Annotated in this window: 15 protein-coding genes; 1 reads left to right on the top strand and 14 read right to left on the bottom strand. The window is 69.6% G+C overall.

The window, feature by feature from the left end; all coding sequences use genetic code 11:
• Positions 1-39: 39 nt before the first annotated feature.
• From ACWDO5_RS23560 to ACWDO5_RS23495, 14 genes are all read right to left on the bottom strand, one after another.
• Positions 40-3,900 carry an Rne/Rng family ribonuclease gene (locus ACWDO5_RS23560; protein ID WP_450532315.1) on the bottom strand — a complete coding sequence of 1,287 codons (3,861 nt, stop codon included), beginning with the start codon at positions 3,898-3,900 and terminating at the stop codon, positions 40-42.
• 232 nt (positions 3,901-4,132) lie between these two features.
• Positions 4,133-4,957 carry a TIGR03936 family radical SAM-associated protein gene (locus ACWDO5_RS23555; protein WP_450532314.1) on the bottom strand — a complete coding sequence of 275 codons (825 nt, stop codon included), beginning with the start codon at positions 4,955-4,957 and terminating at the stop codon, positions 4,133-4,135.
• Between the two features lie 123 nt (positions 4,958-5,080).
• Positions 5,081-6,268, bottom strand: a complete 1,188-nt coding sequence (locus ACWDO5_RS23550; protein ID WP_450532313.1) for a hypothetical protein — start codon at positions 6,266-6,268, stop codon at positions 5,081-5,083.
• A 235-nt stretch (positions 6,269-6,503) separates the two neighbouring features.
• Positions 6,504-8,429: a TIGR03960 family B12-binding radical SAM protein gene (locus ACWDO5_RS23545; RefSeq protein WP_450532312.1), complete on the bottom strand. Its 1,926-nt coding sequence runs from the start codon at positions 8,427-8,429 to the stop codon at positions 6,504-6,506.
• A 52-nt stretch (positions 8,430-8,481) separates the two neighbouring features.
• A complete protein-coding gene (locus tag ACWDO5_RS23540) occupies positions 8,482-10,011 on the bottom strand; it encodes a CYTH and CHAD domain-containing protein (protein WP_450532311.1) in 1,530 nt (509 codons plus the stop codon).
• Positions 10,012-10,060: 49 nt separating this feature from the next.
• Entirely contained in the window at positions 10,061-11,263 is a 1,203-nt protein-coding gene (rodA, locus tag ACWDO5_RS23535) for a rod shape-determining protein RodA (protein WP_450532310.1), read from the bottom strand.
• A 3-nt stretch (positions 11,264-11,266) separates the two neighbouring features.
• Positions 11,267-13,429 (bottom strand): penicillin-binding protein 2, encoded by a 2,163-nt coding sequence (gene mrdA, locus ACWDO5_RS23530; RefSeq protein ID WP_450532309.1) that lies wholly within the window; start codon positions 13,427-13,429, stop codon positions 11,267-11,269.
• Between the two features lie 16 nt (positions 13,430-13,445).
• Positions 13,446-14,123: a rod shape-determining protein MreD gene (gene mreD, locus ACWDO5_RS23525; protein WP_450532308.1), complete on the bottom strand. Its 678-nt coding sequence runs from the start codon at positions 14,121-14,123 to the stop codon at positions 13,446-13,448.
• Positions 14,124-14,136: 13 nt separating this feature from the next.
• Entirely contained in the window at positions 14,137-15,129 is a 993-nt protein-coding gene (mreC, locus tag ACWDO5_RS23520; RefSeq protein WP_450532307.1) for a rod shape-determining protein MreC, read from the bottom strand.
• A gap of 134 nt (positions 15,130-15,263) precedes the next feature.
• On the bottom strand, positions 15,264-16,283 hold the full coding sequence (locus tag ACWDO5_RS23515; protein WP_450532324.1) for a rod shape-determining protein: 1,020 nt from the start codon (positions 16,281-16,283) through the stop codon (positions 15,264-15,266).
• 253 nt (positions 16,284-16,536) lie between these two features.
• The gene (ndk, locus tag ACWDO5_RS23510) at positions 16,537-16,950 is read right to left on the bottom strand and encodes a nucleoside-diphosphate kinase (protein WP_450532306.1); all 414 of its coding nucleotides are present in this window, start codon (positions 16,948-16,950) and stop codon (positions 16,537-16,539) included.
• Positions 16,951-17,074: 124 nt separating this feature from the next.
• Positions 17,075-17,422 carry a DUF4233 domain-containing protein gene (locus ACWDO5_RS23505; RefSeq protein WP_450532305.1) on the bottom strand — a complete coding sequence of 116 codons (348 nt, stop codon included), beginning with the start codon at positions 17,420-17,422 and terminating at the stop codon, positions 17,075-17,077.
• Between the two features lie 6 nt (positions 17,423-17,428).
• Positions 17,429-18,919: a bifunctional tetrahydrofolate synthase/dihydrofolate synthase gene (gene folC / locus ACWDO5_RS23500; protein ID WP_450532304.1), complete on the bottom strand. Its 1,491-nt coding sequence runs from the start codon at positions 18,917-18,919 to the stop codon at positions 17,429-17,431.
• 141 nt (positions 18,920-19,060) lie between these two features.
• Positions 19,061-21,682, bottom strand: a complete 2,622-nt coding sequence (locus ACWDO5_RS23495; RefSeq protein WP_450532303.1) for a valine--tRNA ligase — start codon at positions 21,680-21,682, stop codon at positions 19,061-19,063.
• 137 nt (positions 21,683-21,819) lie between these two features.
• Between ACWDO5_RS23495 and ACWDO5_RS23490 the strand changes: the two genes are divergently transcribed.
• Entirely contained in the window at positions 21,820-22,776 is a 957-nt protein-coding gene (locus ACWDO5_RS23490) for a hypothetical protein (protein ID WP_450532302.1), read from the top strand.
• Positions 22,777-22,850: the final 74 nt, after the last annotated feature.

The following is a 22,850-nucleotide window of genomic DNA, read 5'->3' as shown; positions in this document are numbered from 1 at the left end:
GGTGGGACACCGTCCGTTCACTGAGGGCTCATCAACTGTTCAGCTCTCGGTGGACGCCGTCACAGAGAGCGGGGTCTGCTGCTCGGCCGCGGCGGTCTTCTTCGCGCCGGCCTTCTTGGCGGTCGTCTTCTTCGCCGCGGTCTTCTTGGCCGCCGTCTTCTTGGTGGCGGCCTTCTTCGCGGTGGCCTTCTTGGCGGTCTTGCGAGCCGCCTTCTTGGCCGGGGCGGCCTCTTCGTCCGTCGCTGCCTCGGTCTCGGCTGCCGTGGTGCTGCTCACCACGACGACCGCGGCCTCCTCCGCGCCCGACGGCGGGCCGGCCGGGGCGGTGGCCTTGCGGGTCACCCGGCGGCGAGCACGCGGCGGGGCCGCGACGGGAGCCTCCTCGGCGACGGGCGCCTCGGGAGCCTCGACGGGCGTCTCAGGCTTCGCCTCGATGACGACCTCCGACTCCGCGGCCTGCGCCTCCGCGGCCTTCGGCGCACCGGCCGGAGCCGTCGCCTTACGGGTGGCCCGGCGGCGGCCACGGCCCGTCGGGGCCGCCTCCTCCACGGGAGCCGCAGGAGCCTCCGGCTCGGCGACCGGAGCCTCGGTCCTGGCCTCGATCACCACCTCAGCCTCGGCGGCCTTCGGCGCACCCGCCGGAGCCGTCGCCTTACGGGTCGCCCGGCGGCGACCACGGCCGCGCGACGCGGCAGCCTCGGCCTCCGCGGCGCTGCTGTACAGCTCCTCGTCCGGCACGAAAGTGTCCGAAAGCGGCTCCGCCAGCGCGACCGGGGCAGCCACCTCGGCGGCGACCTCCGCCTCGGTCTCGATCTCGGCGACCTCGTGCTCGTGCTCGTGGACGTGCTCCGCACCGCCGCGGCCACGCTTCTTGGAGCGCTTGCCGCCGCCACCGCCACCGGCGGCGGTCGGCTGCTCCATGTGCACGATCACGCCACGGCCGTTGCAGTGCACGCAGGTCTCGGAGAAGGACTCCAACAGACCCTGGCCCACCCGCTTACGGGTCATCTGGACCAGGCCCAGCGAGGTGACCTCGGCCACCTGGTGCTTCGTACGGTCGCGGCCCAGGCACTCGAGCAGTCGCCGCATGACCAGGTCGCGGTTGGACTCGAGCACCATGTCGATGAAGTCGACGACGACGATGCCGCCCAGGTCGCGCAGCCGCAGCTGGCGCACGATCTCCTCGGCCGCCTCCAGGTTGTTCCTGGTGACGGTCTCCTCGAGGTTGCCGCCCTGACCGGTGAACTTGCCGGTGTTGACGTCGACCACGACCATGGCCTCGGTCTTGTCGATCACCAGCGAACCACCGCTCGGCAGCCAGACCTTGCGGTCCAGCGCCTTCATCAGCTGCTCGTCGATCCGGTACGTCGCGAAGACGTCGGTCTCGCTCGTCCACCGCTGCAGGCGGTCGACCAGGTCCGGCGCGACGTGCGAGACGTAGCCGTGGATGGTGTCCCATGCCTCGTCGCCGCTGACAATGACCTTGGAGAAGTCCTCGTTGAAGATGTCGCGGACGACCCGGACCGTCATGTCCGGCTCGCCGTAGAGCAGCGTCGGGGCGTTGCCGCTCTTGGACTTCTTCTGGATCTCCTCCCACTGCGCCTGCAGCCGCTCGACGTCACGGCGCAGCTCGTCCTCGCTCGCGCCCTCCGCGGCGGTACGGACGATGACGCCCGCGTCCTCGGGGACGATCTTCTTGAGGATGGTCTTCAGACGCGCGCGCTCGGTGTCGGGCAGCTTGCGGCTGATGCCGGTCATCGAGCCCTCGGGCACATAGACCAGGTAGCGGCCGGGCAGCGAGACCTGGCTGGTCAGGCGGGCGCCCTTGTGACCGATCGGGTCCTTGGTCACCTGGACGAGGACCGACTGGCCGGACTTGAGCGCGACCTCGATACGGCGCGGGCCGTTCGCCATGCCCAGCGCCTCGAAGTTGACCTCACCGGCGTACAGGACGGCGTTGCGTCCCTTGCCGATGTCGACGAACGCGGCCTCCATGGACGGCAGTACGTTCTGCACCTTGCCCAGGTAGACGTTGCCGACGTACGAGGTCGCCTGCTCCTTGTTGACGTAGTGCTCGACCAGCACGTTGTCCTCGAGGACGCCGATCTGGGTGCGCTCGCCGCTCTGCCGGACGACCATCACGCGCTCGACCGCCTCACGGCGGGCCAGGAACTCGGCCTCGGTGATGATCGGCACGCGGCGGCGGCCCTGCTCGCGGCCCTCGCGGCGGCGCTGCTTCTTCGCCTCCAGACGGGTCGAGCCCTTGATGGACTGCACCTCGTCGGACGGCTCGTCGCTCTTCTGGCGCGCGGGGCGGGGCTCGCGGACCTTGACGACCGTGCGCTCCGGGTCGGTCGTACCCGTCTCGTCCTCGGCAGCGGAGTCACCGCTGCGACGGCGGCGACGACGACGGCGACGGCTGCTGGAAGTACCGGCGGCGGAGGGAGTGTCGGTGTCGCCGTGCTCCTCCTCGTCCTCCTCTTCCTGGATGTCCTCGGCGGCGGCCTCATCAGCCTGCTCCTCCGAGGTCTCGTCGGCGTCGGCGAACTCACCACGGCGACGGCGGCGGCCACCACGGCGGCGACGGCGCGAGGGGCGGTCCTCGAACTCGTCCGACTCCTCGTCCTCGGCGGCCTGCTCGGGCTCGGACTCGGCCTCCGCCTCGGGCTCGGCCTGCTGGGCGGCGTGCGCGGGGGTCTCGACGGGCTCGGCGGGCTCACCGCGGCGGCGACGACGGCGACGGCCCGCGGGCTCCGGGACGGCGGTCTCGGCGACCGGCTCGACGACGTCCTCGTCCTCCTCCGGCTCGGTGTCCACGGCAGCGGCGGCGGCAGCGGCGGCCGTCTCCGGGGTCTGGAACATCGGCTCGGTGAAGACCGGGGCCTGGAACACGGCCACGGCGGGCCGGGCGGCACGGCGGCCGCGGGCGGGCGCCTCGGCCGCTTCGGCCTTCTCGGCCACCTTCTCGTGCTTCTCGGCCTTCTCGGCCTTCTCCGGGCGTGCGGTCGATTCGGGGGATACGGCGCGGCGGCGCGTACGTCCCCTGGTCGCCGCCTTCTCGGCGGCCGCGACCTCGGCCTCATCGGAGGCGATCTGCGCGACCGCGTCAGCGGGCAGGCTCTCGCCCTCATCGGTGACGGCCTCGTCCCCGCCGGCCTCGGCGGCCTGCGGGGCGCCGGCCGGCGCGGTGGCCTTGCGGCCGGCGCGACGGCGGGTGCGGCCGGCCGGGGGGGCCTCCTCGGCGGCGGCCTCCGGCTCGGTGGCCTCGGCCGTCTCCACGGCCTGCGGCGCACCGGCGGGCGCGGACGCCCTGCGACGGGCACGGCCACGCGGCGCGGGGGCCTCGTCTTCGGCGACCGGCTCTGCGGCGACGGCCTCGGCGGCAGCGGGCTCAGCGGCCTCAGCGGGCTCAGCGGCCGGCTCGGGGGCGGTCACCTGGCGAGTGGCACGACGGCGCGCACGCGGCGCGGCCACCTCGGCCTCGGCCTCAGCGGGCTCAGCGGGCTCAGCGGCTTCCGCGGTCACCACAGTCTCGGCGGGCGCGGTGGCCTTACGGGTCGCGCGGCGACGCGCACGCGGCGCTGCGGCCTCTTCTGCGGGGGCCTCCGCCTCGGCAGCCTCGGCAGCCTGCGGCGCACCGGCAGACGCGGTCGCCTTACGCGTCGCACGGCGACGCGTACGCGGCGCTGCGGCCTCCGCCTCGGCGGTCTCCACCTCGGGTACAGCGGCGACGGTCTCGGTGACGTCCGTGGCTTCCACGGCGTCCGTTGCCCCCACGGCCGCCGTCGGCGGTCCCGCGGGGCGCGATGCGGCGCGGCGCCTCCGGCGCGGCGGCAGCGTATCGCTGGGTGAATTGTTCTCGGTCTCTCCGGCAGTGCCGGATTCGTTCGGCTCGAGCATGCGGGCGGTTCTCCCGTCACGCTCCCGGGCGCCGCGCCTGATTCCGGTCCGGCCGCGGCCCGCGTGATGTGCGCGGTGCCGCCGTCCGGGGCGCGGGCGCCGCACGGGAGCTGATGTATGGCTCGCCGGTTCCGTACGCGATGTACGCACGGCCTGGCGAAAGTCTTCTGTTCGGTGCGCGGCCCGACCCAGGTGGCTCCCGAGTACCAGAGCTGCGCTACAACGACTGTCCTTACGCGGCGGGACCTTCCGGCGCCGTCGCGACGGCGGCCCCGGCGGCCGTGGATAGAGCGGCCGGAACTGCCTCGCGGTCGGGCGCGAGCGGGTCGGTCACCGTGCCGGACTCCTCGTCGAAGAGCCCCTGCGCCAGCCTGGTCACCCCTGCGGGGACCGGCGGCGCCAGGTCGGCCACAGCTCGGAGACCGGACAGGACGTCATCGGGTCGCACGGCAGGTGTCACGTGCCGAACAACCAGCCGCAGTATCGCACAGGGCCCGTCCCCGGGCCTATTGATGAGCGCGGCGGTAGCCGCTCCGGTGGAGCCGACACCCCCGTCGGACGGGGGACAGAGCGCCTGCAGCTCCGCTACGGCAGCACGTGCGTCGAAGGTCCGAATGCCGTTCTTCGTCTTCCGCTGGACCTCGACGGTCTCGGCGGCGAGGAAGGCGGACACGGCCCTCGAGGCGTCCTCGACGTCGACTCCGTCGAGCCGCAGCTCCCACACAGAGGCGGTGAGCCGGTCGGCGAGGCCTGACGTACGGGCCTCGACGGCGTCGGTGATGTCGAGCCCGCCCGGCAGCGACTCGTCGAGCAGCTCACGCAGCTTGGCGGGGTCGCGGTGCTCGGTGAGGGCGATCTCCAGATACTCGGCCTCGCTGCCCGTGCCGGTGGGTGCGGCATTGGCGTACGACACCTTCGGGTGCGGGGTGAAGCCCGCCGAGTACGCCATGGGCACCTCGGCACGCCGCAGCGCCCGCTCGAAGGCACGCTGGAAGTCACGGTGGCTGGTGAACCGGAGGCGGCCGCGCTTGGTGTAGCGCAGTCGGATGCGCTGCACCGCCGGTGCGGGCGGCGGGCCTTCGGGCTGTCGCTTGCCCAGTGGTTCTTCTCCTCGGTGCGGGGCGGGCGCGGGTGCGCGCCGCCCTCGGACGTGCGGGGTGTTCCCTGGGGCCCGCCCGGCTCACCCCTGCTTCTGCAGCGAGATCTCGGGTGCGGGCGCCGCGCCGGGAACAGTCGTTGTACTACCCAGAGTACGCGCCTGAGGCACCACCGGTTCCACCGCCTCGGGCACCCGGGGCCCACCGACGAGCGCCCGCCAGGCTTCCCGCCTGGCCTGCCGTACCGTCTCCCGGGCCGACTGGAGCGCGGCCGTGGTGGCCCGGCCCGCCTCCACGGCGGCCTTCTTGGCCGGACGCCAGATGCCGTCGCGCAGCACGTGCCCGACGGGCGTGCAGACGGTCTGGTAGCACCAGCGCACCGGCCGTCCGACGAGGTTCCGGACGAGCCACTTGATCCCCCGGCCGACTGCTCGCGAAATGTATCCGGCGATGCGCCAGGCGACGCCGACAGCTGCGGCGATCTCGCGGCCGATGGGCGCGAGGATGTGGCGGTAGACCCAGCCGACGGGCGCGACGAGCAGCGCCACGACCAGCCGGACGATCGCCGTCCACACCCCGCGGCAGACGACGGCGATGCCGTGCCCGATCTCGGTGAGCAGCCAGGCGAGCCCGTGGCCGAGCGGAGTCAGCAGCTGCCGGTGGATCCACACCACCGGCACCACGAGCCCGTACGTCACCACCGGCACCACGAGGTACCGCCACAGCGCGACCCACGGCCAGACGAACAGCGACTTGCCGATGAAGACCGCAAGCCGGCCCAGCCCGTGCCCGACCGGGGTGAGCAGCCGGCGGTAGATCCAGCGCACGGGCGCGACCAGCAGATGCTCCACGAGCCAGGCGAGCCCGTGGCCGAGCGGAGTCAGCAGCTGCCGGTGGATCCACACCACCGGCACCACGAGCCCGTACGTGACCACCGGCACCACCAGATACCGCCACAGCGCAACCCACGGCCAGACGAACAGCGACTTGCCGATGAAGACCGCCAGCTGGCCCAGACCGTGCCCGAGCGGCGTCAGCACCGCCTCGTACACCCAGGCCAGCGCCCTGCCCAGCGGCCGCAGCAGGATCCGCTCCACCGCCCGGCCGCAGACGACGAGGAGGTCCCACGCCATCCGTACGGGAACGACCACGAGCAGCACCACGATCCGCACCGGAATCCGGATGACCGTGGTGAGACAGCCTTCGCCGGGCTCGTAGTCCGCGGGTGCCTGATGATTCCCGTACGTCTGCGGCGACTTCTCGAAGTCCATGTCAGATATGACGCATCACAGGCCCGTCCGGATGCGCTGCCTGCGCACCGAAACGCACGTCGGGCACTATGACCTGCGGCATCGGCCCATTGTGCCGGGGCGCGAACGCCCTGGCACCGTGGGTCACTTGACGACCGTCAGCGGGAGCAGCTTCTTGCCCGTCGGGCCGATTCGGATGCTGGTGTCCATCTGCGGTCAGACACGCACACGTCCGAAACCGCGCCCCAGCACCCGCCTACTTGACCACGGTGAGCGGCAGGAGCTTCTTGCCGGTGGGGCCGATTTGAATGGAAGTCTGCATCTGCGGGCAGACACCACAATCGAAGCACGGCGTCCAGCGGCAGTCCTCGACCTCGGTCTCGTCGAGCGCGTCCTGCCAGTCCTCCCAGAGCCAGTCCTTGTCGAGACCGGAGTCCAGGTGATCCCAGGGCAGGACCTCCTCGTACGTACGCTCGCGCGTCGTGTACCAGTCGACGTCCAGGCCGAAGGAGGGCAGCGTCTTCTCGGCGCAGGCCATCCACCTGTCGTACGAGAAGTGCTCGCGCCAGCCGTCGAAGCGGCCGCCGTCCTCGTAGACCGCGCGGATGACCGAGCCGACGCGGCGGTCGCCTCGGGAGAGCAGGCCCTCGACGATGCCGGGCTTGCCGTCGTGGTAGCGGAAGCCGATCGAGCGGCCGTACTTCTTGTCGCCGCGGATCTTGTCGCGCAGCTTCTCCAGCCTCGCGTCCGTCTCCTGGGCGCTCAGCTGCGGGGCCCACTGGAACGGGGTGTGCGGCTTGGGCACGAAGCCGCCGATGGACACCGTGCAGCGGATGTCGTTCTGCCCCGAGACCTTTCGGCCCTCGGCGATGACGTTGACCGCCATGTCGCCGATCTGGAGAACGTCCTCGTCGGTCTCGGTTGGCAGACCGCACATGAAGTACAGCTTCACCTGACGCCAGCCGTTGCCGTACGCCGTCGAGACGGTACGGATCAGGTCTTCTTCCGAGACCATCTTGTTGATGACCTTGCGCAGGCGCTCGGAGCCGCCCTCGGGGGCGAACGTCAGACCCGAGCGGCGGCCGTTGCGGGTCAGCTCATTGGCCAGGTCGACGTTGAACGCGTCCACGCGGGTCGACGGCAGGGACAGACCGATCTTGTCTTCCTCGTACCGGTCGGCCAGGCCCTTCGCGATGTCGCCGATCTCGCTGTGGTCCGCGGAGGACAGCGACAGCAGGCCGACCTCCTCGAAGCCGGTCGCCTTCAGGCCCTTTTCGACCATGTCGCCGATGCCGGTGATGCTTCGCTCCCGCACGGGGCGCGTGATCATGCCGGCCTGGCAGAAACGGCAGCCGCGGGTGCAGCCGCGGAAGATCTCGACGGACATCCGCTCATGGACGGTCTCGGCGAGGGGGACCAGCGGCTGCTTCGGGTACGGCCACTCGTCGAGGTCCATGACGGTGTGCTTGGACACGCGCCACGGCACGCCGGACTTGTTCGGTACGACGCGGCCGATGCGGCCGTCGGGCAGGTACTCGACGTCGTAGAAGCCAGGGACGTAGACATTGCCGGTCTTCGCGAGGCGGAAGAGCACCTCTTCGCGGCCGCCCGGGCGGCCCTCGGCCTTCCAGGCGCGGATGATCTCGGTCATGTCGAGGACAGCCTGCTCGCCGTCGCCGATGACCGCGCAGTCGATGAAGTCCGCGATCGGCTCGGGGTTGAAGGCCGCGTGGCCGCCTGCCAGCACGATCGGGTCGTCCAGGCCGCGGTCCTTCGCCTCCAGCGGGATGCCCGCGAGGTCCAGTGCGGTGAGCATGTTCGTGTAGCCGAGCTCCGTGGAGAAGCTGAGACCGAAGACGTCGAAGGCCTTCACCGGACGGTGTGAGTCCACGGTGAACTGCGGGACCTTGTGCTCCCGCATCAGCTCTTCGAGGTCCGGCCAGACGCTGTACGTGCGCTCGGCGAGCACCCCCTCGCGCTCGTTCAGTACCTCGTAGAGAATCATGACGCCCTGGTTGGGCAGTCCGACCTCGTACGCGTCGGGGTACATGAGCGCCCAGCGGACGTCGCAGGCGTGCCAGTCCTTGACGGTGGAGTTGAGCTCTCCGCCGACGTACTGGATCGGCTTCTGGACGTGCGGGAGAAGCGCTTCCAGGCGTGGGAAGACCGACTCGACAGGCATCGTGGTGTCTCTCGTGAGCGGGCAAGGGTGACCATCTAGGCTACCCCGTCGCTCAGCCGGTCAGATCCGCCCGCAGTTTCGGGGCAGACGCCTCCTTCCACACCACCGGCAGCTCCGCCTCCCGCTGCGCGGCCTGTGCCTCCTCCCGGCCGTACAGCAGTCCCCAGGTGAAGGCGGACTCCCTCGCCGCATGCGCCTGGATCGCGAGATTCCGCAGGGCTTCGCGGGCCACCACGCTGTCCTGGTGGTCGCCGAGCACCGACTGCACGGCCTTCATCCGCTTGGCGAACTTCTTGGCCGCCTTGCCGAGCGCGGGAGTCGCCGCCTCGCCCGCGTACCGGGCGCGCTTGGCGGCCTTGCGGGCGTCGTGCATGGCCAGGTCCCGCTCCTGCCCAGGGGGCAACTCCAGGGCGTGGTTGATCCGGGCGGCCAGCCGGTCGTAGTCCCTCAGGACCGCCTTGGGGATCACCCTGTCGGGCGCGCCGCCCGCCGCTTTCAGCAGCGGCGGGGCGCTGAGGAGCGCGTCCAGCGAGTCCAGGAGCGAGAGGTAGCGTTTGGTGTCGAGTGCGGCGACGGCCTTGCGCCGGGCGTCGGAGCCATGGGCGGCGGCCCAGACAGTCAGACGCGCGCGCACCGGGCCGAGCAGCAGGGTCCCGGGCACAGCGTCGACCCGCGACTGCAGCCGCTCGGTGAGTACCTCGTGGTCACGGGCTACGCCCAGCTCGCCGGCGAGCCACTTGAGCTCGTCGCCGATCGGGTCGGTGACGGTCCGGTCGATGATTTTCCGGAACGTCTTGAACGCGCTGCGCATCCGTCGCGTGGCGACCCGCATCTGGTGCACCGAGTCGGGCAGGTCACGGCGCACGCCAGGGTCGTACGCGAGCAGTGCGTCGGCTTGTTCCCGCAGGTAGTCGAGGATGTGCCGGCCTGCGGTCTGCGGGGGTTCCGGGGACGGTGGTGCGGCCGCCCGCTTGTCCGCCTTGGGGGCGGTCTCCGCCAGCGCCCTGGCCAGCTTCGACGGGGACTTCGCCGGGCGCACGCCCGCCTTGCGAAGCTTCTTCTCGATCGCGTCGAGGTTGGACGGATCGGCGTCGTCGGCGAGCTCGACCTCGATCTCGTCCCACTGTGCCGTGCGGCCGCCGTCGATGAGGCGTTCGGCGCGGACCGAGTCCCTGCTCAGCTCGGCCAGCAGCGCGCCGTCCGCATCGACCAGATGGAGGACGTCCCTGGAGGTCCGCAGGCGCACCACGGGCTTGAGTTCGGCGTCCCGGGTACGGGCGCGGACCAGGCCCTGAAGGCTGGGCGGGACCGTATCGGACAGGGGTGCGCTGATCTCGTCCCGTACGCCCGGGGCGACCGGGAGCTTGAGGTGCCAGCCCGCGTCCGTGCCGCCCGTCCTGCGGCGCAAGGTGATGGAGGCTGCGGCAAGGCGAAGGTCAGCGGTGTCGTAGTAGACGGCGTCGAGCTCTGCGACGCCCTTGTCGTGGACGTCCGACACCCCTGCGACGCCGGTCAGGTCCGGCAGCCGGGTCTCGGGAGTGGCTTCGTACTTCCGCTCGATCTCGCGCTTCGTATCCGCCATGAACCAAATCTAGTTGCCGGTGGCCTCCACGGCAGCCCCGTCTGTTCGCCTACGCGGTTATCGGCCGCTGCACTCGGATCGACTGGAGCAGCCCGATCGCGATCCAGACCGCGAACATCGAGGTGCCTCCGTACGACACGAATGGCAGCGGCAGGCCCGCCACCGGCATGATCCCGAGCGTCATCCCGATGTTCTCGAAGGACTGGAAGGCGAACCAGGCGATGATCCCGGCGGCCACGATCGTGCCGTACAGCTCGGTCGTCTCGCGTGCGATGCGGCAGGCGCGCCACAGGATGACGCCGAGCAGCAGCAGGATCAGGCTCGCCCCCAGGAAGCCCAGTTCCTCGCCCGCGACCGTGAAGACGAAGTCCGTCTGCTGTTCGGGGACGAACTGGCCGGTGGTCTGGGAGCCCTTGAACAGGCCCGTGCCGGTCAGCCCGCCCGATCCGATCGCGATCCGCGCCTGGTTGGTGTTGTAGCCGACGCCGGCCGGGTCGAGCTCCGGGTTGGCGAACGCCGCGAAGCGGTTGATCTGGTACTCGTCCAGCAGCCCGAGCGCGGTGACCATCACGCCTCCGATGACGCCGGCGCCGATCAGCCCGAGGATCCAGCGGTTGGAGGCGCCGGAGGCGAGCAGCACCCCGAGCACGATCACCGCCATCACCATCACCGAACCGAGGTCCGGCATCAGCATGACGATCACCATCGGCAGGACCGCGAATCCCAGGGACTTGGCCACCGTCCGGTGGTCGGGGTGCAGCTGGTCGCCCGCGTCCACGCGCGCGGCCAGCAACATCGCCATCGCCAGAATGATCGTGATCTTCACGAATTCCGAGGGCTGGAGGGAGAAGCCGCCGCCGATCACGATCCACGCGTGCGCTCCGTTGATGGTCGCGCCGAGCGGCGTGAGCACCAGCAGAACGAGCACTACGGAGAGCCCGTACAGCACCGGGACCGCGCCGCGCAGTGTGCGGTGCCCGAGCCAGATCGTGCCGATCATCAGCGCGAGGCCGATACCGGTGTTGAGGACGTGGCGGAAGAAGAAGTAGTACGGGTCGCCCTGGTTGAGCCCGGTGCGGTTGCGGGTCGCCGACCACACCAGCAGCGTGCCCACCAAGGACAGCGCGATCGCGGACAGCAGCAGCGGCCAGTCGAGCTTGCGCACGACGGAGTCACGGCCGGACAGCTGTGACCACAGGCCGCCGCGCTGGGGGCCGTATCCGGAGACGGAGAAGCCACTCGTGCCGGCCATGACTCAGTCCCTCCGTGCGGGCGCGCCCGCGAGCTGCTGGTTGTCGGCCGGAGGCTCCGCAGGCGCGTACGGCTCGATCTTGGGGGCTTCGACGGAGCCGTCGGGCTCGATCTTCGGCAGTGCCGTCTGCGGCTGGGGCAGCATGGCCTTGTCCAGGTCCTGACCGCCCTGCTCGTCGAGTCCGTACATCGCCTCGTAGATCTTGCGCACGGCGGGTCCGGAGGCACCGGATCCGGTGCCACCCTGGGCGATCGTCATGATGATCGTGTAGTCCTCGGTGTACGAGACGAACCAGGAGGTCGTCTGCTTGCCGTAGACCTCGGCGGTACCCGTCTTGGCGTGCATCGGGATCTTGTCCTGCGGCCAGCCGCCGAAGCGCCAGGCGGCCGATCCGCGGGTCGTGACTCCCGCGAGGGCTTCGTCTATCTGCGACCGGGTCTCGGCGTCCATGGGCAGCTTGCCGTGGGACTTCGGCTTGATCTCCTGGACAGTCTTGCCGTCCGCGCTGATTACGGCCTTGCCGACGGTGGGGTTGTACAGGGTGCCGCCGTTGGCGATGGCCGCGTAGATCGTGGCCATCTGGATCGGAGTGACGAGGGTGTCGCCCTGGCCGATGGAGTAGTTGACGGAGTCACCGGCACGCATTCGGTTGCCCTCGAGGCAGTTCTCGTACGCGATCCTCTCGACGTAGTCGCCGTTCTTCTTGCCCTGCCTGCACCAGGCGTCCTTGTTGGCCTCCCAGAAGCTCTGCTTCCACTGGCGGTCGGGGACGCGGCCCTTGACCTCGTTGGGGAGGTCGATGCCGGTCTCTTTGCCGAGGCCGAACTGGTGGGCGGTCTTGTAGAACCAGTCGTTGGTGCGCTTCTTGGGCTTGATGCCGCCGTCCTTCTGCCACTCCTGGTGGGCAAGGCCGTAGAAGACGGTGTCGCAGGAGACCTCCAGAGCCCGGCCGAGGCTGATGCTGCCGTAGCCCTTGGACTCGAAGTTCTTGAAGACCTGGCCGCCGACCGAGTACGAGCTCGGGCAGGGGTAGCCGCCGTCGAACGGGTAGCCGGCGTTGACCGCCGCTGTCGAGGAGATGACCTTGAAGATCGAGCCGGGCGCGGCCTGGCCCTGGATCGCGCGGTTCAGCAGCGGGAAGTTGGAGTCCTTGCCGGTGAGCTTGGCGTAGTCCTTGCCGGAGATGCCGCCGACCCAGGAGTTGGGGTCGTACGTCGGCTGTGAGGCCATCGAGACGATCCGGCCGGTCTTGTTCTCCATCACCACGACGGCGCCGGCATCCGCCTTGTACTTCTCGCCGGTGTTCCTGTCGAACTCCTGGCGGGCGGCCTTCATCGCCTCGCTGAGCTCGTACTCCGCGACCGCCTGGACGCGTGCGTCGATGGAGGTGACGAGGTTGGCGCCGGGCTGCGCCTCGTCCTTGGCGGCCTGGCCGATGACCCGGCCGAGGTTGTCGACCTCGTAGCGGGTGACTCCGGCCTTGCCGCGCAGTTCCTTGTCGTAGGTGCGCTCGATGCCCGAGCGGCCCACCTGGTCCGAGCGGAGGAACGGCGAGTCGGTGTCCTTGGCCTTGGTGATCTCCTCGTCGGTGACGGGCGAGAGATAGCCGAGGACCTGCGCGGTGTTGGCCTTGCCGGGCGAGGTGTAACGGCGTACGGCGGTGGGCTCGGCGGTGATGCCGGGGAAGTCCTCGGCGCGCTCGCGGATCTGCAGGGCCTGCTGAGTGGTGGCCTCGTCGGTGACCGGGATCGGCTGGTAGGGCGAGCCGTTCCAGCAAGGCTGCGGGGTCTTGGCGTCGCAGAGCCTGACCTTGTCCATGACGTCCTTCGGCTTCATGCCGAGGACGCCCGCGAGGCGGGTGAGGACGCCTTTGCCGTCGTCCTTCATTTTCATCAGCTCGGTGCGGGACGCGGAGACGACGAGGCGGGTCTCGTTGTCGGCGAGCGGGACGCCACGGGCGTCGAGGATCGAGCCGCGGACTGCGGGCTGGACGACCTGCTGGACGTGGTTGTTCTTCGCCTCGTTGGTGTACTCCTGGCCGTTGCGGATCTGGAGGTACCAGAGGCGTCCGCCGAGGGTGAGGAGGAGGGAGAAGACAAGTACCTGGATGACGACGAGCCGGATCTGGACTCGGGGGGTCCGCCCGGTCTCCGGAATGTTGCTCACGCTGCTGCCCCCTCGATCACAGTCGCTTCACTCCCTTTATGCGGACGGCCCGTGCCGCCCGCGTCCTGGCCGCCCTGACCCGCATCCCGCCGCGCTGCTTGCCGATGCGCAGGCCGGTGCCGGAGGAGAGCCAGCGCGAGGCGGCGTCGCTTGCGCCTCCGCCGCCGCTGCTCTGGCTCTCGGAGAGTGGACTGTTCTCGGCGCGTCTGGCGAGCGCCATGATCAGCGGCACCGTGAAGGGCGCGAGGAGCAGGTCGTATACGGCGGCCGTGAACAGCAGGCTGCCCAGGCCCACATGGCGGGCGGCAGTGTCGCCGACGAGCGCTCCCACGCCCGCGTACAGCAGCGTCGAGCCGATGGCGGCCGCGACGACCACGACCATCGGTGCGGTGGCCGACTTGAGTTGACCGTTGTCGGGGCGCACCAGGCCCGCGAGGTAGCCGATCACGCAGAGCACGAGTGCGTAGCGCCCGGCGGCGTGGTCGGAGGGCGGGGCGAGGTCGGCGAGCAGGCCCGCGCCGAAGCCGATGAAGGCGCCGGCCACGTGCCCGTATACGAGTGCCAGTCCGAGGACGACGAGTAGCAGCAAGTCTGGGACGGCGCCGGGGAGCTGGAGGCGGGCGAGGACGGAGACCTGGATGACGAGGGCGACCACGACGAGTGTCGTGGAGAGCAGCATCCGGTTGAAGCGCATGACGGATCAGCTCCTACTCGACGTTCTGGCCGGTGGCGTTCGGGGTGGCCGAATCCTGGCCGTAGCCCTGGACCTGCCCGCTGCCATCGCCGCTCGCAGACGGGGTGACCGTGACCGTGACCGTGGGCGTGGGCTTGGGAGCCGCGGGCTTGGGCGGCAGGACCGTGTCGCGCGGATCGGACCTGGGCGCCACGACGACGACGCCGACGATGTCGAGCTTGGTGAAGCCGACGAACGGGCGGACGTAGATGGTCCGGGTGAGGTCACCGCCGGAGGGATCGACGCGGATGACCTCGCCGACCGGGACGCCGGGCACGAACGGCTTGCTGGCCTGCGAGCCGAAGGTGACGAGCCGGTCGCCCTTCTTGACCTTGGCCTTGCCGTTGAGCAACTGCACGGAGAGCGGACGGTCGCCCTGGCCGGTGGCGAAGCCCAGTTCGTCGGTCTTCTCCATCCGGGTGCCGACCGTGAAGTCCGGGTCGCTGGCGAGCAGTACGGTCGCGGTGTTCGGGCCGACCGTGGTGATCCGGCCGACGAGTCCGTCGCCGTTGAGGACGGTCATATCGCGCTCGATGCCGTCGTTGGACCCGACGTCGATGGTCACCGTCCAGGAGAAGCCCTGGGCCGCTCCAATGGCGATGACCTCGGCACCCTTGATGCCGTACTGTCCCGCGCCCGCCTTCTTGAGCATGTTGTCCAGCTCGCGCACCCGGCTGCGGTTGCGGTCGTCGCTGCCGAGCTTCGCCTTCAGCGTGGCGTTCTGGCGCTCCAGTTCGCCGATGCGGTCATGACGCCGGCCCGAGTCGCGGACGGCTCCGATGGCATTGCCTATCGGGTCGACCGCTGCCGCAACGCCGTTCTCGACGGGTCCGAAGACCGTGGCGGCGGCCTGCCGGGCGCCGTCGACCGGTGACCCCTCGCCTCCGCGGATGTCCACCGTGATCAAAGCGAACGCGATGGCGATCAGCAGCACCAGGAGCAGCCGGCTCTCTCGTGTGTCCCTCACGTGCGACGGCCGTGCCTTCCTCGTAGGAATGTTGATGTCTGTATGTCAACGATCCGCCACACGGATTGGCAGGCACCCGTATGGGGGTCCCCCCACGCCCACCAGGGCGTAGGGGGATTCCGCATGCCCGTCCGCTATCGGCGGGGCTGGGCGTCCAGGACCTGCTGGAGCGCCTCGAACTCCTCGACGCACTTGCCCGCTCCGAGGGCCACCGAGTCCAGGGGATCCTCGGCGATATGGATCGGCATGCCGGTCTCACGGCGCAATCGCTCGTCGAGGCCGCGCAGCAGGGCGCCGCCGCCGGTGAGGACGATGCCGCGGTCCATCACGTCGCCGGACAGCTCCGGCGGGCACTTGTCGAGAGTGGTCTTGACGGCATCGACGATCGCGTTGACCGGTTCCTCGATCGCCTTGCGGACCTCGGCGGCGGAGACGACCACGGTCTTCGGCAGACCGGAGACGAGGTCACGGCCGCGGATCTCGGTGTGCTCGTCCTTGTCCATGTCGTACGCGGAACCGATGGTGATCTTGATGTTTTCGGCGGTCCGCTCACCGAGCAGGAGGGAGTACTCCTTCTTGATGTGCTGAATGATCGCGTTGTCCAGCTCATCGCCGGCGACGCGGATGGACTGTGCTGTGACGATTCCGCCGAGTGAGATGACGGCGACTTCGGTGGTGCCACCACCGATGTCGACGACCATATTGCCGGTGGCTTCATGGACCGGGAGTCCGGAGCCGATGGCCGCGGCCATGGGCTCCTCGATGATGTGCACCTGTCGGGCGCCCGCCTGCGTCGACGCCTCGATGACCGCGCGGCGCTCGACGCCCGTGATGCCGGAGGGCACACAGACGACGACGCGCGGACGGGCGAGGTACCGACGCTTGTGGATCTTCAGAATGAAGTAGCGGAGCATCCGCTCGGTGATCTCGAAGTCGGCGATGACGCCGTCCTTCAGCGGCCGGACGGCAACGATGTTGCCAGGTGTCCGGCCGATCATCTTCTTCGCCTCGGCGCCGACCGCGAGAATGCCGCCCGTGTTGGTGTTGATGGCGACGACGGACGGCTCGTTGAGGACGATCCCCCGACCCCTGACGTACACCAGCGTGTTGGCGGTCCCGAGGTCGACAGCCATGTCACGGCCGATGAACGACATGTTGTTCCCCATGAGGATGCGTCTGGCCTTCCCAAATCGAGCATTGATGGCTTGTCAGGATGGCGAGGTGGGTGCTGTGGCGTGGAAGCTTCATCGTAGTGCCGCCTGCACGTACACGGCGCGGTGGCCCGCCTCTGTAAAGGTGACGAGGTGTCGAAGCGATGCGTTCCCGCAAAGCGCGGTCATATACCGAAGGGCGACCGAAATTCCTTCGGTCGCCCCAGGTCATCTGCGCTGTATGGCTGACGGCCAATCAGGAAAGCCCCGGGAAAAAAATCTTGAGTTCCCGAATGGCGGACTCCTCGGAGTCCGAGGCGTGGATGAGGTTCTCCCGGACGATGGTGCCGAAGTCGCCACGGATGGAGCCGGGCGCGGCGGCGATCGGGTCGGTCGGGCCGGCCAGCTGGCGTACGCCCTCGATGACCCGCTCGCCCTCGACGACGAGCACGACGACCGGACCGGAGAGCATGAACTCGACGAGCGGCTCGTAGAACGGTCGGCCGATGTGCTCGGCGTAGTGCTGCTCCAGGGTGGCGCGGTCGAGCAGACGCAGCTCCAGCGCAGTGATCTGCCAGTCGGCCTTGCGCTCAATGCGGCCGATGACCTCGCCCACGAGTCCGCGACGGACGGTGTCCGGCTTGAGAAGGACGAGGGTGCGCTGAGTCATGGTGTGCGGCTCCTTGCAGGCCAGAATGTGTGCGGTTGGCCCGAGGCTACCCGGTACCGCCGAACGGGCGGCACCCGGACCGGGCGGCCCCCTCCCAGGCAAGCACCCGCCACTTGAAGCGCCGCTACTGCGGCTGGGCTTCCGCCTGGGCCGCCCAGCGTGCCTTCGCCTCGTCGATCTTGCGGCCGTAGTGCACCGAGGCCCACCACAGGCCCGCGAAGACCGCCCCGAGGAAGAACATCGTCGGCACCACGAAACCGCTCACGACCAGCGCGATCTGCAGCGCCCAGCCGAGCTGCACCCCGCCGGGGCGGCTGAGCATCCCGCAGAGCAGGACCGAGAGCAACATGCCGACGCCGCAGACCGTCCAGACCGTCGCCGTCGAAAGGCCGTCGGACTTCATGGCGACAAGACCGGCGAAGCCGATCACAAAGAATTCGCCGATCAGGGTGGATGCACAGAGCGTACGCATCAGATGTCAGCCCCTCCCCAGGAGCAGCCGGGCCTCGCCGACCGTGATCACCGAGCCGGTCACCAGGACGCCCGCGCCCGCGAACTCGGACTCCTCCTCGGCGAGCGTGATCGCCGCCTCCAGCGCGTCGTCGAGACGCGGCTCTACGACCACCCGCTCGTCGCCGAAGACCTCGACCGCGACCGCCGCCAGTTCGTCCACGTCCATCGCGCGATGGCTCGAATTCTGAGTGACGACGACCTCGGCGAAGATCGGCTCGAACGCCTCCAGGAAGCCCCGGACGTCCTTGTCGCCGGACGCGCCGACCACGCCGATGAGGCGGGAGAAGCCGAAGGACTCGGTGATCCCCGCGGCGCTCGCGCGGGCGCCGGCGGGGTTGTGCGCGGCGTCCAGGACGACCGTCGGGCTGCGGCGCACGACCTCCAGGCGGCCGGGCGAGGTCACCGAGGCGAACGCCTTGCGGATCGTGTCCATGTCCAGTGTGCGGGCCTGCTCGGCGCCGATACCGAAGAACGCCTCGACCGTGGCAAGCGCCACGGCGGCGTTGTGCGCCTGGTGCGCCCCGTACAGCGGGAGGAAGATCTCTTCGTACTCCCCGCCTAGTCCGCGCAGCGTCACCAGCTGGCCGCCCACCGCGACCTCGCGGGAGACAACGCCGAACTCCATGCCCTCGCGGGCGACAGTGGCATCGACCTCGACGGCCTTCTTCAGCATCACCTGCGCGGCGTCCACGGGCTGCTGCGCCATGATGACCGTCGCGCCCCGCTTGATGACTCCGGCCTTCTCAACCGCGATCTCGGCAGGGGTGGAGCCGAGCCTGTCGGTGTGGTCCAGGTCGATGGGCGTGACGACGGCGACGGAGCCGTCAATGACATTCGTCGCGTCCCAGCTGCCGCCCATGCCGACCTCGACGACCGCCACATCCACCGGCGCGTCGGCGAAGGCGGCGAACGCCATCCCGGTGAGCACCTCGAAGAAGGAGAGCCGGAACTCCTGATCCGCGTCGACCATTTCGACGTACGGCTTGATGTCGTCGTACGTCTCGATGAAGCGCTCGGCCTCGATCGGGGCGCCGTCCACGCTGATCCGCTCGGTGACCGACTGGACGTGCGGCGAGGTGTACCGCCCGGTGCGCAGGTCGAAGGCTGCGAGCAGGGCCTCGATCATGCGGGCTGTGGACGTCTTGCCGTTCGTCCCCGTGATGTGGATCGAGGGGTACGCGCGCTGGGGCTCGCCCAGCACATCCATCAGCGCCGCGATACGGGCGACCGAGGGCTCCAGCTTGGTCTCACCCCAGCGCCCGGCGAGCTCCTGCTCCACCGCGCGCAGCGCCTTGTCCACCTCCGGATCCGCGGGCCGGGCGGGCACGGGGTCACCCTGCGGCGACCCGGCCTGCGCGCGCAGGGTACGGCTGCCGGCCTCGATCACCGCCAGGTCGGGGTCACGGTCTGTCTCGGCGTCGACGATCTCGTCGAAAGGGTCGGGCTGCTCACTCACAGGGCCAGTCTACGGAGGAGCAGTGACAGTACGTTCACCCCGCCCTTTCCGGGACGTTCGGAACGGGGCTTGAACGGGTCTTTACGCCGCGAGAGGCCCCGGGGAACCCCCGGGGCCTCTCGCGGGCGACTCATCTACGGGCTACGCCTCCGGCAACCCGTCCAGCTGCGCGGTGATCCGCGCGATGTCCTCCTCCGCCTTGGCGAGGCGGGTACGGATCTTCTCGACCACGTTGTCCGGCGCCTTCGCGAGGAACGCCTCGTTGCCGAGCTTGCCCGTCGCCTGCGCCTTCTCCTTCTCCGCCGCGGCCAGGTCCTTCGCCAGCCGCTTGCGCTCCGCGCCGACGTCGATCGTGCCCGACAGGTCGAGCGCGACCGTGGCCCCCGCGACCGGGAGCGTCGCCGTGGCGCTGAAGCCCTCGCCCTCCGGCTGCAGACGCAGCAGCTGGCGGATGGCGGCCTCGTGCGGCGCCAGCGCAGTGCCGTCCAGGGTGAGCCGGGCCGGGACCCTCTGGCCGGGCTGCAGCCCCTGGTCGGAGCGGAACCGGCGGACCTCGGTGACGACCCGCTGGACCAGCTCGATCTCCTTCTCGGCCGCCGCGTCCCGGAAGCCGCTGTCGGCCGGCCAGTCGGCGATGACGACCGACTCCTTGCCGGTGAGCGTGGTCCACAGCGTCTCGGTGACGAAGGGGACGATCGGGTGCAGCAGCCGCAGCGTCACGTCGAGGACCTCGCCCAGAACGCGCGCCGAGACCTTCGCCGCCTCGCCGCCGGCGAAGTAGGTCGTCTTGGACAACTCGACGTACCAGTCGAAGACCTCGTCCCACGCGAAGTGGTAGAGGGAGTCGGCCAGCTTCGCGAACTGATAGTCGTCGTAGTACGCGTCGACCTCGGCGACCACCGCGTTGAGCCGGGAGAGGATCCACCGGTCGGTGGCGGACATCCGCGCCGGGTCGGGCAGTTCGCCCTCCACCGTCGCGCCGTTCATCAGCGCGAAGCGTGTCGCGTTCCAGATCTTGTTGGCGAAGTTACGGGACGCCTTGACCCAGTCCTCGCCGATCGGCACATCCGCGCCGGGGTTGGCACCATTGGCCAGCGTGAAGCGGACGGCGTCGGAGCCGTACGCGTCCATCCAGTCCAGCGGATCGACCGAGTTGGGGTTGGACTTCGACATCTTCTTGCCGAACTCGTCACGGACGAGACCGGTCAGCGCGATCGTGTGGAAGGGGGGCTCCCCGTCCATCGCGTACAAACCGAACATCATCATCCGGGCGACCCAGAAGAAGATGATGTCGTGCCCGGTGAGCAGGACGTCGGTCGCGTAGAACTTCTCCAGGTCCGGGGTCTTCTCCGGCCAGCCCAGCGTGGAGAACGGCCACAGACCGGACGAGAACCAGGTGTCCAGGACGTCGCTGTCCTGCGTCCAGCCCTCGCCGCTCGGCGGCTGCTCGTCGGGTCCGACGCAGACGACCTGGCCCTCCGGGCCGTACCAGACGGGGATCCGATGGCCCCACCACAGCTGGCGCGAGATGCACCAGTCGTGCATGTTGTCGACCCAGTCGAAGTAGCGCCTCGACATGTCCTGGGGGTGGATCTTGACCCGGCCGTCGCGGACCGCGTCACCGGCGGCCTGCGCGAGCGGACCGACCTTGACCCACCACTGGAGGGACAGTCGCGGCTCGATCGTGGTCTTGCAACGGGAGCAGTGCCCGACGGAGTGGGCGTAGGGCCGCTTCTCGGCAACGATCCGGCCCTGCTGGCGCAGCGCCTCGACGATCGTGGAGCGCGCCTCGAACCGGTCGAGCCCCTGGAACGGCCCGTGGACCGTGATGACACCGCGCTCGTCCATGACAGTCATCGACTCGAGCCCGTGCCGCTGCCCGATGGCGAAGTCGTTCGGGTCGTGCGCCGGCGTCACCTTCACGGCGCCGGTGCCGAACTCCGGGTCGACGTGCTCGTCCGCGACGACCGGGATCGTACGGTCGGTCAGCGGCAGCTTGATCCGCTTGCCGACGAGGTGCCTGTACCGCTCGTCGTCGGGGTGGACGGCGACGGCCGTGTCACCGAGCATCGTCTCGGCGCGGGTCGTGGCGACGACGAGGGTCTCGTCGCCCTCGCCGTACTTGATCGAGACCAACTCGCCGTTGTCGTCCTGGTAGTCCACCTCGATGTCGGAGATGGCCGTCAGACAGCGCGGGCACCAGTTGATGATGCGCTCGGCGCGGTAGATCAGCTCGTCGTCATACAGCTTCTTGAAGATGGTCTGGACGGCCCTGGACAGTCCTTCGTCCATGGTGAAGCGCTCGCGGCTCCAGTCGACGCCGTCGCCGAGACGGCGCATCTGCCCGAGGATCTTGCCGCCGTACTCTTCCTTCCACTGCCAGACCCGGTCGACGAACTCCTCGCGCCCCAGGTCCTGGCGGGACTTGCCCTCCTCGGCGAGTTGCTGCTCGACCTTGTTCTGGGTGGCGATTCCGGCGTGGTCCATGCCGGGCAGCCAGAGCGCCTCGTACCCCTGCATCCGCTTACGGCGGGTGAGGGCGTCCATGAGGGTGTGCTGGAAGGCATGCCCGAGGTGCAGGCTGCCGGTGACGTTCGGCGGCGGGATCACGATGGTGTACGGCGGCTTCTCGCTCTTGGGGTCCGCCGTGAAGTAACCGCGCTCTACCCAGCGCTCGTAGAGCTTCCCCTCTACCTCGGCCGGCGCGTACTGGGTCGGCAGTTCGGGGTTGCTGGCTGGCTGCTGCTGAGCGTTCTCGGTCACGAGGCACAGTTTAGAGGTGTCACCGGGCCGTATTGAAACGGGAATGTTCGTAACGGTGTGACCCCCGCCGCCCCACGACCCGGAGGCTTGGGCCAGGATGTTCGGATCACATAAGTATCTGGAGGGGGAACCCAGTAATGAGCTACAACCAGCCGGGCCCGTACGGCGGCCAGCCTCAGCAGCCCGGACCGTACGGTCAGCCGGGTCCCTACGGCCAGCAACCGCCGCAGGCCCCGCAGCCCGGCTACGGGTACCCGCAGCAGCCCCCGCAGCCGCAGCCCGGCTACGGGTATCCGCAGCAGGCGCCGCAGGGCGTCCCGCCGCAGCAGGATCAGTGGGGCCAGCCCCAGCAGCCGGGCCCGTACGGCCAGCAGCCCCAGTACCCCGGCCAGGTCCCGCCCCCGCCGCCCGCGCCGAAGAAGAAGACGGGCCTGATCGTCGTGGCCTCGGTGGTGGCGCTCGCGGTGATCGCCGGTGGCGCCTACTTCCTGCTGGGCGGTGGTGGGGGCAACGGTGCCGTTGCGGACGACACCAAGGGGTACAAGCTCACGCCTGCGGCATCGGTCGACGACTACAAGAAGCCGGGCGCCGACAAGTCGGAGCCCCTGTCCGAGAAGGACAAGAAGGAAGCCGCCGCGTTCGGGATCAAGAACCCGAAGCAGGTGGGCGCTGAGTACAGCTCCGGTTCCGAGAGCGAGCCGCTCAAGGGGAAGGTCCTCAGCCTCAGCGGGCTCTGGGGTGAGGTCTCAGACCCGGAGAAGGCGATCGATGGCTACTTCACGAGCATCAAGAACGGCAACGAGGAGGGCAAGGACGTCGAGGTCGCGCTCATCGGCAGCCCCACCTCGGTCACGCCTTCCGGCTTCGAGGGCGCACTGATGAAGTGCCAGAACGCCAAGTTCAAGCCGACCGACTCGAGCTCATCGGCCACTGGTCCCAAGGAGTTCGAGGTCCCGATCTGCGTCTGGGCCGACTACAGCACCATCGCCCAGGTCACCGCCATCGACCTGGCCCAGATGATGGGCACCGGCGGCGGCAAGGGCATGTCGCAGGACCAGGTCGCCGGGCTTGCCGCCAAGCTCTACAAGACATGACGAGCTACGCCGACGGTAATGCGAGATCGCCGGATTCGGAGATTCCGTCGAGGCCCCGAACCACGAGCGTCCGG

It is taken from the genome of Streptomyces sp. NPDC000880 (genome assembly GCF_053599675.1).
This window is presented reverse-complemented; position numbering and strand designations above follow the sequence as displayed.

Coding starts and splice junctions, on each gene's coding strand:
- ACWDO5_RS23560 (WP_450532315.1), bottom strand. CDS start 3,900: ATGCTCGAGCCGAACGAATCCGGCACTGCCGGAGAGACCGAGAACAAT.
- ACWDO5_RS23550 (WP_450532313.1), bottom strand. CDS start 6,268: ATGGACTTCGAGAAGTCGCCGCAGACGTACGGGAATCATCAGGCACCC.
- ACWDO5_RS23545 (WP_450532312.1), bottom strand. CDS start 8,429: ATGCCTGTCGAGTCGGTCTTCCCACGCCTGGAAGCGCTTCTCCCGCAC.
- ACWDO5_RS23540 (WP_450532311.1), bottom strand. CDS start 10,011: ATGGCGGATACGAAGCGCGAGATCGAGCGGAAGTACGAAGCCACTCCC.
- rodA (WP_450532310.1), bottom strand. CDS start 11,263: ATGGCCGGCACGAGTGGCTTCTCCGTCTCCGGATACGGCCCCCAGCGC.
- mreD (WP_450532308.1), bottom strand. CDS start 14,123: ATGCGCTTCAACCGGATGCTGCTCTCCACGACACTCGTCGTGGTCGCC.
- ACWDO5_RS23515 (WP_450532324.1), bottom strand. CDS start 16,283: ATGTCGTTCATCGGCCGTGACATGGCTGTCGACCTCGGGACCGCCAAC.
- ndk (WP_450532306.1), bottom strand. CDS start 16,950: ATGACTCAGCGCACCCTCGTCCTTCTCAAGCCGGACACCGTCCGTCGC.
- ACWDO5_RS23505 (WP_450532305.1), bottom strand. CDS start 17,422: ATGCGTACGCTCTGTGCATCCACCCTGATCGGCGAATTCTTTGTGATC.
- ACWDO5_RS23490 (WP_450532302.1), top strand. CDS start 21,820: ATGAGCTACAACCAGCCGGGCCCGTACGGCGGCCAGCCTCAGCAGCCC.